Genomic DNA, 14,864 nt, shown 5'->3' with positions numbered 1-14,864 from the left:
CTGGCTTGAGTATTGTCAATTTTAACGTGTTAATTTGCCGACTTGATCAAAATCAAAGGCCGCTCCGCGCATCTGGCCTATGCCGTTTCCAAGACAGCGGAGAGACCGATGGAAGACGCGCTCATCCTCAAACATTCAGGCCCTGTGCCGCGCTACACCAGCTACCCCACGGCCCCGCATTTTTCCGAGGCCGTGGGCGCTGCGGACTATGAAAGCTGGCTCGATGCGATCGGCGCCGGGGAGGCGATTTCGCTTTATGCCCATGTGCCCTATTGCGACCGGCTCTGTTGGTTCTGTGCCTGCCACACCAAGCAGACGCTGCGCTATGATCCCGTTGCGACCTATCTGCATGGCCTGCATCGCGAAGTTGCAGAAATCGGGGGGCGGGTGAGCCGCGAGGCCAAGGTGACGGCGCTGCATTTCGGCGGCGGCTCGCCGACGCTCGTCCGGCCGGATGACATGATCGCGCTTAAGCGCACCTTCACCGATCACTTCACCTTCGCGCCCGATTGCGAGATCAGTGTCGAGATGGATCCGAACGACCTCGATGAGGCGCGCCATGATGCGCTGGCCGTGATCGGCATGACACGGGCGAGCTTTGGCATCCAGGATTTCGATCCTGAGGTGCAGAAGGCGATCAATCGCATCCAGACCTTTGAGCAGACGCGCGGTGCGATCGAGGCATCCCGGGCGAGGGGCGTCCACTCGGTCAATTGCGACGTTCTCTACGGTTTGCCCTATCAGAGCCTCCAGTCGCTGGAGCGCACGATAGAGGCGGTGCTGACGCTTGTTCCGGATCGCGTTGCGCTCTTCGGCTATGCGCATGTGCCGTGGATGAAGACGCATCAGAAGATGATCCCGGACGAGAGCCTTCCCGGCATTGTCGAGCGCTTTGGCCAGATGACCCGCGCCGGCGAGATGCTGGTTGCGGCGGGCTACGAAGCCATCGGCATCGATCATTTCGCAAAGCCCGGAGACAGCTTGGCGCGTGCCAGCCGGGAAGGGCGTCTCCGTCGCAATTTCCAGGGCTATACGGACGATGCCGCGGAAACGCTTGTTGGCCTCGGCGCCTCGGCGATCGGCCAGTTTCGTCAAGGTTATGTCCAGAACATGCCGGCAACCGGTGAATATCTGCGTCATGTGGAAGGGACGGGGCTGGCCGCGGTTCGCGGCTACCGCTTCACGCCGGACGACCGGCTGAGGGCAAAAGTGATCGCCGACATCATGTGCCGTTTCGCCTTCTCCTTTGACGAGGTCGAGCAGGCATTTCCGGGTCTGGCCGGCGCGGTGATCGAGGAATCGCGGCTGTTTCGGGCGCGCGATGCCGACGGGTTGACGACGATCGAGAACGGCATCTTCCGCCTGACCGAGCGCGGCCGACCCTTTGCCCGCTCGGTGGCGGCGGCCTTTGATGCCTATCTCGGTAACGGCCGTGGCCGGCATTCGGTGGCGGTCTGACCGATGCGCTTATCCGTACTGTGGGCATCAGAGCGCCTTGTGCGCGCGGCGCTCTGGCAACACCGGTTTCCTATTTGCAAACCGTTGCCATCTAGGCCATTGGCTTTTGCGGCGCATTTACCTATAGGATCGCCGAGACTCGACATAGAATAAAGAGGTATGCGCGTGACAGCTACATTCGACAAGGTTGCCGACATCATCGCCGAAACGAGCGAGATCGATCGCGAGACGATCACGCCGGAAAGCCACACGATCGACGATCTCGGCATCGACAGCCTGGACTTCCTCGACATCGTGTTTGCGATCGACAAGGAATTCGGCATCAAGATCCCGCTCGAGCAGTGGACGCAGGAAGTCAACGAAGGCAAGGTTTCGACCGAAGAGTACTTCGTTCTGAAGAACCTCTGCGCCAAGATCGACGAACTGCGGGCTGCCAAGGGCTGATCGGGCTTTCGCCCGAGCCTTGCCGCACCAATTCCAATGCCGCCCGTCGCGCCCCGCGCTTGACAGGCGGCATTGGCGTTTTTACTTGAGCCCGAAACGAACGGCCCGAAAACGAACAGGGTGAGCCTCAATGCTCCTTGAATACTTCCAGATGATCGATCGTGTCGAAGCGGTCGATCTTGCGGCTGGCCGGCTGACGGCGCGGTCCGTGGTGCCAGAGAAGAGCCCCGTGTTCGAAGGCCATTTCCCAGGCTACCCGCTGGTGCCGGGCGTGCTCCTGATCGAGACCATGGCGCAGGCCTCCGGTTTCCTGGTGCTGGCCGCCACCAATTTTGCCGCCATGCCCTTCCTGATGTCGGTCGACGGCGCCAAGATGCGCACCTTCGTCGAGCCCTCGGCCGAACTTGAGATCGAGGCTTTCCTCGAACACGAAGGCTCGGGCTTTGCCGTCACCAAGGCGAAGATCACCTCGGCCGGCAAAAAGGTGTGCGACGCCCAGCTGAAACTGAGGACGATGCCGTTCGATCAGGTTCCGCTCGGCGATATCGTGCGCAAGCGGGCCGAGGAAGTGGGTCTGATGGCGGCTCTTTCGGCAACAGCCGGTTCGGAGAAGTAAGATGAGCAAATCCGCAAACGACGTTGTCATTACCGGCGTCGGTATCGTCACCAGCCAGGGCGTCGGCGTCGAGCCGCATCTGGCGCTGCTCACCGCCGGCACATCGCCGGCCGTGCGGGTCGAGACAGAAAAGTTCAGCCCCTATCCGGTGCATCCGCTGCCGGAAATCGACTGGTCGCAGCAGATCGCCAAGCGTGGCGACCAGCGCCAGATGGAAAACTGGCAGCGCCTCGGCGTGTTTGCCGCCGGCCTGGCGCTCGATGATGCCGGCCTCAAGGACAATCTCGAAGCCTGCGGCAGCATGGACATGATCGTCGCTGCCGGCGGCGGCGAGCGCGACATCAATGTCGACTCGCTGATCGTCGACGAAGCGCTGAAGCGCAACGATCGCGAACAGCTCCTCAACGAAAAGCTGACGACAGAGTTGCGCCCGACGCTGTTCCTCGCCCAGCTTTCCAACCTGCTCGCCGGCAACATCTCGATCGTGCACAAGGTCACCGGTTCTTCGCGCACCTTCATGGGCGAGGAAGCGGCCGGCATCTCGGCGATCGAAACCGCCTTTGCCCGGATCAAGGCCGGCCAGTCGACGCACACGCTCGTCGGCGGCGCCTTTTCGGCCGAGCGTCTCGACATCATCCTCCTCATCGAAGCGATCCAGGGCCATGCGCTCGGTGACTGGCACCCGATCTGGTCGCGCAGCCAGGATAATGGCGGCGGCATGATCCTCGGCTCGGTCGGCGCCTTCCTGGTGCTGGAATCGCGCGAATATGCCGAAGCCCGCGGCGCCCGCATCTATGCTTCGATCGACGCGATCGGCGGCGACCGCGGCGCGCGCGACGGCGGCAAGCTCGAAGCGCGTCTTGGCGACCTCGCCAAGCCTGCGGAAAAGCTTGATGCGGCCTCAACCGTCGTGTTCTCCGGTACGTCTGGTTTCCATGAGCTCGTGGCGCGCGAAAAGGCGTTCCTCGACAAGACGTTTGCCGGTGCGCCGGTGCGTGCCTATGGCGGTCTCGTCGGCCACAGCATCGAGGCGCAGTTCCCACTGGGCTTGGCGCTGGCAGCACTGACGCTGGGCGAGGGCGCCAAGGTGCCGGCCTTTGACGCCGGTGCGGAAAAGCCGATGACGGCGGCGGCGAAAAGCGCCGTGGTCACCACCATCGGCCATTCGCGCGGCGAAGGCGTCGCCGTTCTTTCGGCGGAATAACAGGAGCGGACCATGAGCAACGCTTACAAGGACCATCTCGGCCGCCCGATCATCGCCATTACCGGCATGGGCGTCATCACCTCGCTCGGCCAGGGGGTCGAAGACAACTGGGCAGCCCTTTCGGGCGGCGTCTCGGGCATCCACAAGATCACCCGTTTCCCGACGGAAGGCCTGAACACCCGCATCTCCGGCACGGTCGATTTCATCGATATCCCCGCTGCCAACTCCGTCGAGCGTTCCTATGCCATGGCGCGCGAAACGACGCTGGAAGCTTTGGCGCAGGCCGGTATTTCCGGCGATTTCAACGGCCCCTTGTTCCTGGCTGCCCCGCCGGTCGAGCCGGAATGGAGCGCGCGCTTCGAGCTTGCCGACCGTTCGCCGCCTTCGGAACAGCCGGGTGATGCCTATAACCGCTTCCTCGCCGCCATGCGCCAGAAGGCCGATCCGGTGTTCCACGAGGCCGTGCTCTTCGGCTCGATCTCGGAACGCCTTGCCGATCGCTTCGGCACGCGCGGCCTGCCGGTGACGCTGTCGACCGCTTGCGCTTCGGGCGCCACCGCGATCCAGCTCGGCGTCGAGGCAATCCGCCAGGGCCGCACCGATCGTGCGCTGACGGTTGCGACCGACGGCTCGGTCAGCGCCGAGGCACTGATCCGCTTCGCGCTGCTTTCGGCCCTCTCCACCCAGAACGATCCGCCGGAAAAGGCCTCCAAGCCCTTCACCAAGGACCGCGACGGCTTCGTCATTGCCGAAGGTGCCGCGACCCTGGTGCTGGAATCGCTCGAAGCGGCTGTTGCCCGCGGCGCCCGCGTCTACGGCATCCTCAAGGGCTGCGGCGAGAAGGCCGACCTCTTCCACCGCACGCGCTCTTCACCGGACGGTGGCCCGGCGATCGCGACGATCCGCGCGGCCCTTGCCGACGCCGGCATCAATGAGGACGGTATCGGCTACATCAACGCGCACGGCACCTCGACGCCCGAAAACGACAAGATGGAATATCTGTCGATGTCGGCCGTCTTTGGCGATCGCCTGCCGTCGATCCCGGTCTCGTCCAACAAGTCGATGATCGGCCACACGCTGACGGCCGCCGGTGCGGTCGAGGCGGTGTTCTCGATCCAGACGATGCTGACCGGTACGCTGCCGCCGACGATCAACTACCAGAACCCCGATCCGGCGATCGTGCTCGACGTGGTGCCGAACGTGAAGCGCAGCCAGCAGGTGACTGCGGTGCTGTCGAACTCCTTCGGCTTCGGCGGCCAGAACGCCAGCCTTGTCATGACCGCCGAGCCGGCCTAAGCCGGAAACTCAAGAGCTGCAGCGCCTTTCTCGCGCCCCGTCGGGCGCGCGGCGCTGCAAAATCCAAGACGCAAACATGCCGCCAAGGCAGAGGAAGAACCATGCGCGCCCTGCAACTGCTCGATGACCGCAAGCTCGAAATCACCGACATTCCGGAACCGGAAGCGCCCGGCCCGGGCGAGGTGACCCTGCGCGTCAAGGCGGTTGCGCTCAACCATATCGACGTCTGGGGCTGGCGCGGCATGGCCTTTGCCAAGCGCAAGATGCCGCTCGTCATCGGCGCGGAAGCATCCGGCGTGGTCGACGCGATCGGTCCGGGCGTTTCGAGCGTGCTTCCGGGCCAGCTCGTATCGATCTATGGCGCGCGTACCTGTGGCCTCTGCCGTCCGTGCAAGGAAGGCCGCGACAATCTCTGCGAACATGTCGGCGGCGTGCACGGCTTCCATCTCGACGGCTTCGCGCAGGAAAAGATCAACCTGCCGGCGCGCCTGCTGGTCCCGGCGCCTCCGGGTGTCGATGCCGTCGCTGCAGCGCTTGCTCCGGTCACCTTCGGTACCGTCGAGCACATGCTGTTCGACAATGCCAAGCTTGAGCCGGGTGAAACCATCCTCGTCCATGCCGGCGGCTCCGGCATCGGCTCGGCGGCGATCCAGCTTGCCAAGAAGATCGGCTGCACGGTGATCACCACCGTCGGTTCCGACGACAAGATCGAGAAGGCCAAGGCGCTCGGCGCCGATCACGTCATCAACTACCGCACCGATCGCTTTGAAGGCGTGGTGCGCAAGCTCACCAAGAAGAAGGGCGTCGACGTCGTGTTCGAACACGTCGGCAAGGACACCTGGGCGGGCTCGATGCTCTGCATGAAGCGCGGCGGCCGTCTGGTCACCTGCGGTTCCACCTCGGGCGTTTCCACCGACATGAACCTGATGATTCTGTTCCAGCAGCAGCTGAAGCTGCTCGGCTCCTTCGGCTGCCGCATGGAGAACATGGCGAACGCCATGCAGAAGATGGCCCGCGGCCTGGTGCATCCGGTCATCGACACTGAAATCAGCCTCGATCAGATCGACCGGGCGCTGGAGCGCATGGAATCGCGCCAGATCTTCGGCAAGATCATCCTGAAGATGGATTGATCGACGTGCGCATGCTGATCACACGGCTGGTGCTGGCGGCGGATCGTACCCGCCAGTGGCTGATCGCGCAGTTCGTTTTCCTGCTGCTGACGATCCTGAAGATGTTTCCGGCCGATGCCGCGATCCGCTTCATGGATCGTGCCCTGCGGTTCATCGGGCCGAAGACCAGCCGGCAGAAGCTGACGCTCACCAACCTGCGCAACGCTTTTCCTGAGAAAAGCGAGGCGGAGATCAACGCGATCGCGCTTGAGAGCTGGGGCAACATGGGCCGCATGGCGGCCGAATACGTGTTCCTCGACCGTCTGTTCGATTTCGACCCCGAGCGCACGACGCCCGGCCGTGTCGAGGTGTCGGGCATCCCGTTGTTCCTCGAGCTTCGCGACAATCCGCGCCCCTTCATCGTCTTCACCGCGCACAGCGGCAATTTCGAGATGCTGCCGGTCGCCGGCTCCGCCTTCGGCCTCGACGTGACCGTGCTGTTCCGGCCGCCGAACAACCCTTACGTGGCGGAAAAAGTGTTCAAGTTCCGCGAGGAGCGCATGGGCAATCTGGTGCCGTCACACGCCGGCTCGTCCTTCGCACTCGCCCGCCAGCTCGAACGGGGCCTGGGCGTCGGCGTTCTCGTCGACCAGAAGTTCCGCAAGGGGCTGAAGACCAAGTTTTTCGGCCAGGACGTGCAGACCAATCCGCTGCTGGCCAAGCTCGTCCGCCAGTTCAACTGCGAAGTCTATCCGGCCCGCTGCATAAGGCTGCCGGGCGGCCGTTTCCGGCTGGAGCTGGAACCGGCGATCGCCATTCCCCGCAAGGCCGACGGCAATGTCGACGTCACCGCCACGGCGCAGGTGCTGAACGACAAGGTGGAAAGCTGGGTGCGCGAGTATCCGGGCCAGTGGCTCTGGTATCACGACCGCTGGCACATCAAGCGCTACCTCAAGGACTGATTCCCCTCCGCACGAACGATCGCGCTTGAGCTTGCTTCCGGGCAGCCTTGAGAATTCGGCGCGTTCCGATTTCGGTTCGGCGAGCATCACCTTCGTGGTCCGTCCGCGGCAGCGCATGCCCTTTGTCCCGAAATTGCTTCAAAAGGTTAAGTTTTTCTTTCTGCTGTTGAACGCTAACGCAATGAGTGTAAACTCAACGTTGTCTCGCGAGGGGAAGATTGCAAGCGCTTTGGGTGGCCGGAGCGGTGTGGTTTTACACGGAAAGGGTGGGGAAGCCTCAAAACTAAATCAGTGTCTGCAGCATCAACGCCTGTCTTGAAGTGCATCGAAGCGGCTCTGCCGTGGGGGAATTGGGGTTTCGAATTGAACGCACTGATTGAGCTGTTCTGGTTCAAGTATTCGCAGCTGCAGTATGCCGTACGTACGGCAGACGAGCATTTGATCGGCATTCTGGATCGCGAATTGGATCCGATCCTCAGATCCGTCTACGACGAGAAGGCGGTGAGCGTCGAAGATGCCCGACTTCAGTTCCAGTTCCTGATCGACATCCTGCGCGTCGAAGCCGACGACATCTCCTGCGTGCTCCGGCACTCGCAATTGCTACAGTCGCTGATCAACCGCTATTTTGCGGCGACGGGCGCGGAGAAATTCGCCGACCTCCAGCTCGAGCGGCTGCCGGCCCAGCCGAGCAAGGGCAGGGCGGATGAAGGCCTGCTCAACGAGGCGATCCTCGACAGCTTTCCGGATCGGATCGCGGTGATCACGCCCGACTACCGCTACCTCTACACGAACCCCCGGAATGCCGACCATCTGGAGAGCCGCCCGATGGATCTGATCGGCCGGCACATCGTCGAGTTCATCGGCATCCAGCGCTTCGAGCAGCGGGTGAAATCCTATCTCGATCGTTGTTTTGCGGGCGAGGTGGTCGACTATACCTTCGCCAAGACCGTCGATGCGCGCACGGTCGTCGTGCGTTGCCGGCTGACGCCATGCATGTCCAGCTCCGGCAAGCTCATCGGCGCGATCCTCGTGATCCAGGAACATGCCGACCGCCGCCGCGCGATCGCGGCCTGACACGTCATTGCCGGCGCTACCAATCAAGAGAGAGTGAGGACCCCAAAGACCCGGCCGGGGATCGCGACGTCGAACCCGCGGGCGAACTGAACAAACTATGGTGTCTTGGTCATGGGCGGATGCTTCCACATGCCTGAGCGCCTCGTCTTTCGGCCAATAGAGCCGCATCGCGACGAAGAAGGGACCCTTGGGCGCCGGCAGCCAATTCGGCTCCTTGTCCTTGCCCGGCGACTCGTTCTGAACGTAGAAGGTGTAGCCGCCGTCGGCATCCTTCACGAATTGCGGGAGCATCGGCTTGTTAAGCAAATAGCGGTTGATCGGATTGGCAACGAGCAGGCTCGCCGGCAGATCATACATCGTCAGCGACCAGAAGGCGTTGACCGGCGGCATCTTATCGGCGGCGAAATGGACGGTGTAGCGGTTGGCGCCGTCGAGCTTCTGCCCTTCGACGTCAGTGGCGTAGACCGGATACATCGCCTCCTGCTTCGAATTGCCGTAAATGCCGAGAACGGCCGCCGCCATGCGGTAGAGATAATTGTTCTTCAGGTATTCGCGCGTGCCGAAGAGGTCGCCCGAGGTCACCGTTCCGGCGTCGATCTGCTTCTTCAAGCCCTCAAGATCGGCCCAGGCGTCGGCCATACCTTGCTCGATGGCGGTCTTGATGTCCGGCGAGAGCGCCGCAACGTCTATGGTCTTGCCTGCACCAACCCCGATCTTGGCAGAACGCGCCATCAACTCGGTCTCGGATGGATTAGTCGGGCAGAACTGCAGGACGAAATTCAGGATGTTGAAGAACTCCAGCGACTTCTTCTCTTCGTCCGGCGAAAGCGGCTTGGTGAAGTCGATTGCGGGAGCGGCCGCAGGCGCCGCCCCGCCGAGAAACGTCGAAAGCGGCTCTGCCTTGTAGCGATCCTGGATCTTCTTCACATTGTCTAAGTCGTCGGGGTTGAATAGCTGCGTGCGATAGGCCCCGAGAACGAGATCGGTCTCGGCGTGAAACACCTTCTTGATGCCCGCAGGCGTCTCGCCTTTCCAGCCCGGGCCGGCGACCAGGAAGCTGCCGCCGTCGTTGCCGGTCGTGCGGCTGCCGGCATAGTCGAAGTTGAACGTATAAGCGTCGATGAGCTGGATGCTGAAGTACCGGTCCTTCTCGATCACTGGTACGGTGAGGACCATCGGCTCCGCACGCAGGTCCATGCCGATCATCGAATAGGGCGTGTCGGAGTTGGGCGTCTGGATCGCCGTATCGGCGGGGGTGTAGACGCGAGGGATGTTCTTGAGGTGGTTCCACGGCGCCTTGTATTCCGGGTTCTTGTCGTCGACGAAATAGGCGTATTGGATGCGGTAGCTGTCCACCATCGGGAAGCCGTAGATATAGGCTTCCTTGGCGATCTTTCGTGCCTCGTCAGGCGTGATTTCGCTCTGGGCGGCCGCAGTGCCTGGGAAGCGCAATGACGGCATCAGGGCGATCCCGCCGACAAAAGCTCTTCGTGTGATCGTTGTCATGGGCATCGCCTTCCTCGGTTGGCGCATGACGTTCTGCATCGTTCATCAGCGCCGTGTGGACCTGTGAATTCGCAGGAGAGATGAGTAGGTGAGTGAAATTTTATACAGGTATGTAACGTGCGCCACCGCACATCACCAGAATGATTGGGGCCGCGTTGCTCCCAAACTCGATCCAGTTTCGCGTACAGCACGAATGGCGCTGCGCTTACAGCCGCGAACAATCCTACCTTGCCGCGTGCCGACCGCCCCGTCTGCCGGTTCACCCAACCGGCGAGGTGATGCTGCGCAAACATTCCTGTTCGAAGCCGACGTGTCGCCTGAGGCTGGTGAAAAAGCCGCGCAGCATATAACCGGCGGTTTCGGCATTGACCGTTTGGTCGGCGGCGCCGAGGCGTTCCAGCATTTCCGTCAGTTCTTCGGCGAAGCACTCGTCTTCGCAGTGCTCGTATTTCAGCCGCTCCAGCGTCGCGCCGAGCGTCGGGTCGCCGCGGAAGGTGCGCTCGATCCACGGGAAGACCAGGCTTTCCTCGCCGGAATGCATTTCGCGGATCATCGGTCCGAGCACCTTGGCGGCGTAGACGCATTTCTGCCGATCGATTTCTGCTGGCAGGCTGTCGGCGATCTCCTCGAGACAGTTGCAGAGCGCAAGCTGCTCCTCATGCGCGCGGGCGAGCCATGCGAAAGGCTCGGCCACCGGGACAGCGCGGGGAGGCGGCTCCAGCCGGCTCCGGATTCGTCCCTCTTCAAAAGTCTTTTTCATCGGCTTCAAACGCCAGCTCCCACGGCGCTCCCTGTTATTTGCCGAGGATGATCCAATCGAGGTGGTGCAGCCTTGATCTGAATCAAGGCCAGGATGCCCCGATTCTGACACTTTCCGGCCAGCTGCGGTGGCGCGCCTCGTTCTGGGGCGTGTCGTCGCGTGCGATCGGACCAAGTTGGGGACCCAACCATGAAATACACATTCGAGATGATCCTGCTCGGGGTCGGTGCTTTCCTGGCGCTCGTCGGCGCCGGATTTGCGCAGGACCGGCACTTTGAAGCCCATATGTGGGTGCTGTTCTTCGTGCTCCTCGCCGGCACTGTCATGCTGATGCGACGCATCGAGTTCAGCCCGGTTTCCGCCGGCAGGGCGCCACCACCACCGCCGCAGTCGGAATATTTCGACGAGGTGGTCAAGTATGGCGTGATCGCCACCGTCTTCTGGGGCGTCGTCGGCTTTCTCGTGGGCGTCGTGGTTGCGCTCCAGCTTGCCTTTCCCGACCTCAACATCGAGCCCTGGTTCAACTTCGGCCGCATGCGGCCGCTGCACACTTCGGCTGTCATTTTCGCCTTCGGCGGCAACGCGCTGATCGCGACGTCCTTCTACATCGTCCAGCGTACCAGCCGCGCGCGCCTTTTCGGCGGCAATCTCGGCTGGTTCGTGTTCTGGGGCTACCAGCTCTTCATCATCATGGCGGCCACCGGCTACCTGCTCGGCATCACCCAGTCGAAGGAATATGCGGAGCCGGAATGGTATGTCGACCTGTGGCTGACGATCGTCTGGGTCGCCTATCTCATCGCCTTCCTCGGCACGCTTCTGACGCGCAAGGAGCCGCATATCTATGTGGCCAACTGGTTCTACCTCGCCTTCATCGTCACGATCGCGATGCTGCACATCGTCAACAACCTGGCGGTGCCGGTCTCCTTCCTCGGCTCGAAGAGCTACTCGGCCTTTGCCGGCGTGCAGGATGCGCTGACGCAGTGGTGGTACGGGCATAACGCCGTCGGCTTCTTCCTGACGGCCGGCTTCCTCGGCATGATGTATTACTTCATCCCCAAGCAGGCCAATCGCCCGGTCTATTCCTACCGCCTGTCGATCATCCATTTCTGGTCGCTGATCTTCATGTACATCTGGGCGGGTCCGCACCACCTGCACTATACGGCGCTGCCCGACTGGGCGCAGACGCTCGGCATGGTCTTCTCGGTCATGCTGTGGATGCCCTCCTGGGGCGGCATGATCAACGGCCTGATGACGCTTTCGGGCGCCTGGGACAAGATCCGTACCGACCCGATCATCCGCATGATGGTGATGGCGGTTGCCTTCTACGGCATGGCGACCTTCGAAGGTCCGATGATGTCGATCAAGACGGTCAACTCGCTCAGCCACTACACCGACTGGACGATCGGCCACGTGCATTCGGGTGCGCTCGGCTGGAACGGCCTCATCACCTTCGGCGCGATCTACTATCTGACGCCCAAGCTATGGAACCGCGAGCGGCTCTATAGCGTGCGCATGGTCAACTGGCACTTCTGGCTCGCCACGCTCGGCATCGTCGTCTATGCGGCGGTCATGTGGGTCGCCGGCATCCAGCAGGGCCTGATGTGGCGCGAGTACGACGACCAGGGCTTCCTCGTCTATTCCTTCGCGGAATCGGTCGCGGCCATGGTTCCCTACTACGTGCTGCGTGCTCTTGGCGGCGCACTGTTCCTCGCCGGGGCTCTGCTCATGGCCTTCAACGTAACAATGACCATCCTCGGCCGCGTGCGTGACGAAGCTCCGATCTTCGGTGCTGCTCAGCCCGCGCTGAAAGCTGCGGAATAGGAGGGCATAGACCATGTCCATTCTCGACAAACACGCGACCCTTGAACGCAACGCCACCCTGCTGCTCGTCGGCTCGCTGCTCGTCGTCTCCATCGGCGGCATCGTGGAAATCGCGCCGCTCTTCTATCTCGAAAACACCATCGAGAAGGTGGAGGGGATGAGGCCCTATTCGCCGCTGGAGCTCGCCGGTCGCGACATCTATGTGCGTGAAGGCTGCTACGTCTGTCACAGCCAGATGATCCGGCCGTTCCGCGACGAAGTGGAGCGCTACGGTCATTACTCTCTGGCGGCGGAATCCATGTACGACCATCCGTTCCAGTGGGGCTCCAAGCGCACCGGACCGGACCTCGCCCGCGTCGGCGACCGCTATTCCAACGAATGGCACGTGCAGCACATGACCGAGCCGCGCTCGGTCGTGCCGGAATCGGTCATGCCGAGCTACGCCTTCCTCAAGGAGACGACGCTCGACGTGAACAACACCGCCGCGAACCTGAAGGCGAACAAGGCGGTCGGTGTTCCCTATACGGACGAGATGATCGACAACGCGCTCGCCGACATCAAGGCGCAGGCTGATCCGAATGCCGACACCTCCGGCGTCGAGGCGCGCTATCCGAAGGCCAAGCTCGGCGACTTCGACGGCAACCAGCAGAGGCTGACGGAGATGGACGCGCTCGTCGCCTATCTGCAGATGCTTGGCACGCTGGTCGACTTCTCCACCTACGACGACACCACCGGTTATCGCTAAGGGAGACACGCACATGGAAACCTACACGGCCATGCGCCAGTTCGCCGATAGCTGGGCGCTCCTTGCCATGACGCTCTTCTTCCTGGGCGTCGTCGGCTTCATCTTCCGGCCCGGCGCCAAGAAGGCCGCCGATGATGCCGCAGCCATCCCCCTGAAGGAGGATTAATAGTATGGCGGACAAACACGTCGACGAAATCAGCGGCGTCGAGACCACCGGCCACGAGTGGGACGGTATCCGCGAACTGAACAACCCGATGCCGCGCTGGTGGGTCTATACCTTCTACGCGACCATCGTCTGGGCGGTCGGCTACATGATCGTCTATCCGGCGGTGCCGCTTCTGACGGACGCGACCAAGGGTGTGCTCGGCTATTCGAGCCGCGCCGAGGTGAGCGCGGAACTCGCAAGCGCCAAGGCGGCCCAGGCCGGCAATCTCGAAAAGATCGCCTCGAGCTCGATCGAGCAGATCATTGCCGATCCGCAGCTGCAGCAGTTCGCCGTTTCCGGCGGCGCATCGGCCTTCAAGGTCAACTGCGCCCAGTGCCATGGCTCGGGTGCTGCGGGTTCCGCCGGCTTCCCGAACCTGAACGACGACGACTGGCTCTGGGGCGGCAAGCCCGGGGAGATCTACCAGACGATCGCTCACGGCATTCGCTACACTGGCGACGGCGAGACCCGCGTTTCCGAAATGCCGTCCTTTGCCGAAATCCTGCAGCCGGAAGAGATCAAGCAGACGGCGGCCTACGTCGTCAGCCTCACCGGCACGCCGTCGGACGTCTCGATGGTCGAGCCGGGCAAGGCACTGTTCGAAGCCAATTGCGCCTCCTGTCATGGTGCCGATGCCAAGGGCAACCGCGAGTTCGGCGCGCCTGATCTCGCCGACGCACTGTGGCTGAACGGCGAGGGCGAGCAGGCGATCATCGCCCAGATGAAGGCACCCAAGCACGGCGTCATGCCCGCCTGGCTGCCGCGCCTCGGCGACACCACGGTCAAGCAGCTTGCGGTGTTCGTGCATTCGCTGGGCGGGGGCGAGTAGTCCGCTGGCGCTTTAACGGGCGGCGGCCCCTCATCCCGTTGCCGCGACCTTCTCCCCGCAGGCGGGGAGAAGGGAAACGCGGCGCCAGCATCGCCAATCTCGAGCGTTGAGGCTTGGCGACAGAGAGCGAGCCAAGCGTTTCTCTCCCCGCGTGTGGGGAGAGATGTCCGGCAGGACAGTGAGGGGCGATTCTAAAGTCGTAAAGTGGGGATGGGTGTCCACAGGATATGGATGGCGCCTTAATCACCTCCTTCATTCCTGTGCTCGTCACAGGAATCCAGCAGCGCCGCGTCGGCGGCGCGGGAGACCCCTTGCAGTCTGCAAATCAGGCGTCCCGGCTCGCTCCTCCCGCCGTGCCGACGCACGGCTGCTGGATCTCTGTGACAAGCACAGAGATGAGGGTGGAGATGGCTGCGGTCGCTCAGCCTGCCGAAGGGGCAGCCCTCGTTCCCGTGCTGGTCTGGGGCGTCGACTGCCCTTACTGCGCCGACCAAACCGCCAGCTCGTATCCGTCAGGGTCGGCGAAATGGAAGCGGCGGCCGCCGGGGAAGGTGAAGATCGGCTTGACGATCTTGCCGCCGGCCTTTTCGACGCGGGCCAGCATGACCTCGAGGTTGTCGGCATAGAGGATGATCAGCGGCCCACCGCTGCCGACGGGACCCGTGGTGGTGAAACCGCCGGTCAGACGGCCGTCCTGGAATTCGCAATATTCCGGGCCGTAGTCGGTGAAGGTCCAGCCGAAGGCGCTGCCGTAGAAGGCCTTGGCGGCAGCGATGTCGGAGACGTTGAACTCGACATAGTCGATGCGGCTGTCGTTGCCCTTGTTGCCCATTTT

General features: G+C 62.6%; 15 protein-coding genes and 1 pseudogene. 12 read left to right on the top strand and 4 right to left on the bottom strand.

Features of this window, described 5'->3' with window-relative positions; genetic code table 11:
- Positions 1–108: 108 nt before the first annotated feature.
- The 7 genes from hemN to IB265_RS08555 all read left to right on the top strand — a co-directional run bounded on the left by hemN (position 109) and on the right by IB265_RS08555 (position 7,089).
- Positions 109–1,458: an oxygen-independent coproporphyrinogen III oxidase gene (gene hemN / locus IB265_RS08585; protein WP_113737666.1), complete on the top strand. Its 1,350-nt coding sequence runs from the start codon at positions 109–111 to the stop codon at positions 1,456–1,458.
- Between the two features lie 159 nt (positions 1,459–1,617).
- Positions 1,618–1,902: an acyl carrier protein gene (locus IB265_RS08580; protein ID WP_089044188.1), complete on the top strand. Its 285-nt coding sequence runs from the start codon at positions 1,618–1,620 to the stop codon at positions 1,900–1,902.
- A gap of 130 nt (positions 1,903–2,032) precedes the next feature.
- A complete protein-coding gene (locus IB265_RS08575) occupies positions 2,033–2,518 on the top strand; it encodes a 3-hydroxyacyl-ACP dehydratase FabZ family protein (RefSeq protein ID WP_113737651.1) in 486 nt (161 codons plus the stop codon).
- A 1-nt stretch (position 2,519) separates the two neighbouring features.
- Complete coding sequence (locus IB265_RS08570; RefSeq protein ID WP_093234592.1) at positions 2,520–3,722, top strand: beta-ketoacyl-ACP synthase; 1,203 nt, start codon at positions 2,520–2,522, stop codon at positions 3,720–3,722.
- 12 nt (positions 3,723–3,734) lie between these two features.
- The gene (locus tag IB265_RS08565; protein WP_065774608.1) at positions 3,735–5,018 is read left to right on the top strand and encodes a beta-ketoacyl-ACP synthase; all 1,284 of its coding nucleotides are present in this window, start codon (positions 3,735–3,737) and stop codon (positions 5,016–5,018) included.
- A 101-nt stretch (positions 5,019–5,119) separates the two neighbouring features.
- Positions 5,120–6,148 (top strand): zinc-binding dehydrogenase, encoded by a 1,029-nt coding sequence (locus IB265_RS08560; protein ID WP_113737652.1) that lies wholly within the window; start codon positions 5,120–5,122, stop codon positions 6,146–6,148.
- 11 nt (positions 6,149–6,159) lie between these two features.
- A complete protein-coding gene (locus IB265_RS08555) occupies positions 6,160–7,089 on the top strand; it encodes a lipid A biosynthesis lauroyl acyltransferase (protein WP_057254466.1) in 930 nt (309 codons plus the stop codon).
- A gap of 303 nt (positions 7,090–7,392) precedes the next feature.
- Here IB265_RS08555 and IB265_RS36615 read toward each other — a convergent pair whose 3' ends face one another.
- Entirely contained in the window at positions 7,393–7,680 is a 288-nt protein-coding gene (locus IB265_RS36615) for a hypothetical protein (RefSeq protein WP_246805933.1), read from the bottom strand.
- On the opposite strand from IB265_RS36615, the gene IB265_RS08550 reads away from it, so the two are divergent.
- Positions 7,591–8,163, top strand: coding sequence for a PAS domain-containing protein (locus tag IB265_RS08550; protein ID WP_309140317.1), 573 nt, complete (start codon positions 7,591–7,593; stop codon positions 8,161–8,163). The two genes, IB265_RS36615 and IB265_RS08550, sit on opposite strands and share 90 nt — an antisense overlap.
- A gap of 95 nt (positions 8,164–8,258) precedes the next feature.
- Here the strand turns inward: IB265_RS08550 and IB265_RS08545 are convergent.
- Together IB265_RS08545 and IB265_RS08540 are read right to left on the bottom strand one after the other, a co-directional pair.
- A pseudogene (locus IB265_RS08545) lies at positions 8,259–9,624 on the bottom strand (DUF1254 domain-containing protein).
- Between the two features lie 304 nt (positions 9,625–9,928).
- A complete protein-coding gene (locus IB265_RS08540; RefSeq protein WP_057254471.1) occupies positions 9,929–10,429 on the bottom strand; it encodes a hemerythrin domain-containing protein in 501 nt (166 codons plus the stop codon).
- Between the two features lie 189 nt (positions 10,430–10,618).
- On the opposite strand from IB265_RS08540, the gene ccoN reads away from it, so the two are divergent.
- From ccoN to ccoP, 4 genes are read left to right on the top strand one after another with little or no spacing between them, the layout of a single operon-like run.
- Positions 10,619–12,250: a cytochrome-c oxidase, cbb3-type subunit I gene (gene ccoN / locus IB265_RS08535; protein WP_058323180.1), complete on the top strand. Its 1,632-nt coding sequence runs from the start codon at positions 10,619–10,621 to the stop codon at positions 12,248–12,250.
- 13 nt (positions 12,251–12,263) lie between these two features.
- Entirely contained in the window at positions 12,264–12,995 is a 732-nt protein-coding gene (gene ccoO, locus IB265_RS08530) for a cytochrome-c oxidase, cbb3-type subunit II (RefSeq protein WP_058323179.1), read from the top strand.
- 13 nt (positions 12,996–13,008) lie between these two features.
- Positions 13,009–13,161, top strand: a complete 153-nt coding sequence (locus IB265_RS08525) for a CcoQ/FixQ family Cbb3-type cytochrome c oxidase assembly chaperone (protein ID WP_057254226.1) — start codon at positions 13,009–13,011, stop codon at positions 13,159–13,161.
- A 4-nt stretch (positions 13,162–13,165) separates the two neighbouring features.
- Positions 13,166–14,029: a cytochrome-c oxidase, cbb3-type subunit III gene (ccoP, locus tag IB265_RS08520; protein ID WP_113515106.1), complete on the top strand. Its 864-nt coding sequence runs from the start codon at positions 13,166–13,168 to the stop codon at positions 14,027–14,029.
- Between the two features lie 478 nt (positions 14,030–14,507).
- Here ccoP and IB265_RS08515 read toward each other — a convergent pair whose 3' ends face one another.
- Positions 14,508–14,861 carry a VOC family protein gene (locus IB265_RS08515; RefSeq protein WP_113737655.1) on the bottom strand — a complete coding sequence of 118 codons (354 nt, stop codon included), beginning with the start codon at positions 14,859–14,861 and terminating at the stop codon, positions 14,508–14,510.
- Between the last annotated feature and the right edge of the window lie 3 nt (positions 14,862–14,864).

The sequence above is a fragment of the Ensifer sp. ENS10 genome, from assembly GCF_014852025.1.
In the GTDB taxonomy this organism is placed as follows: domain Bacteria; phylum Pseudomonadota; class Alphaproteobacteria; order Rhizobiales; family Rhizobiaceae; genus Ensifer.
This window is presented reverse-complemented; position numbering and strand designations above follow the sequence as displayed.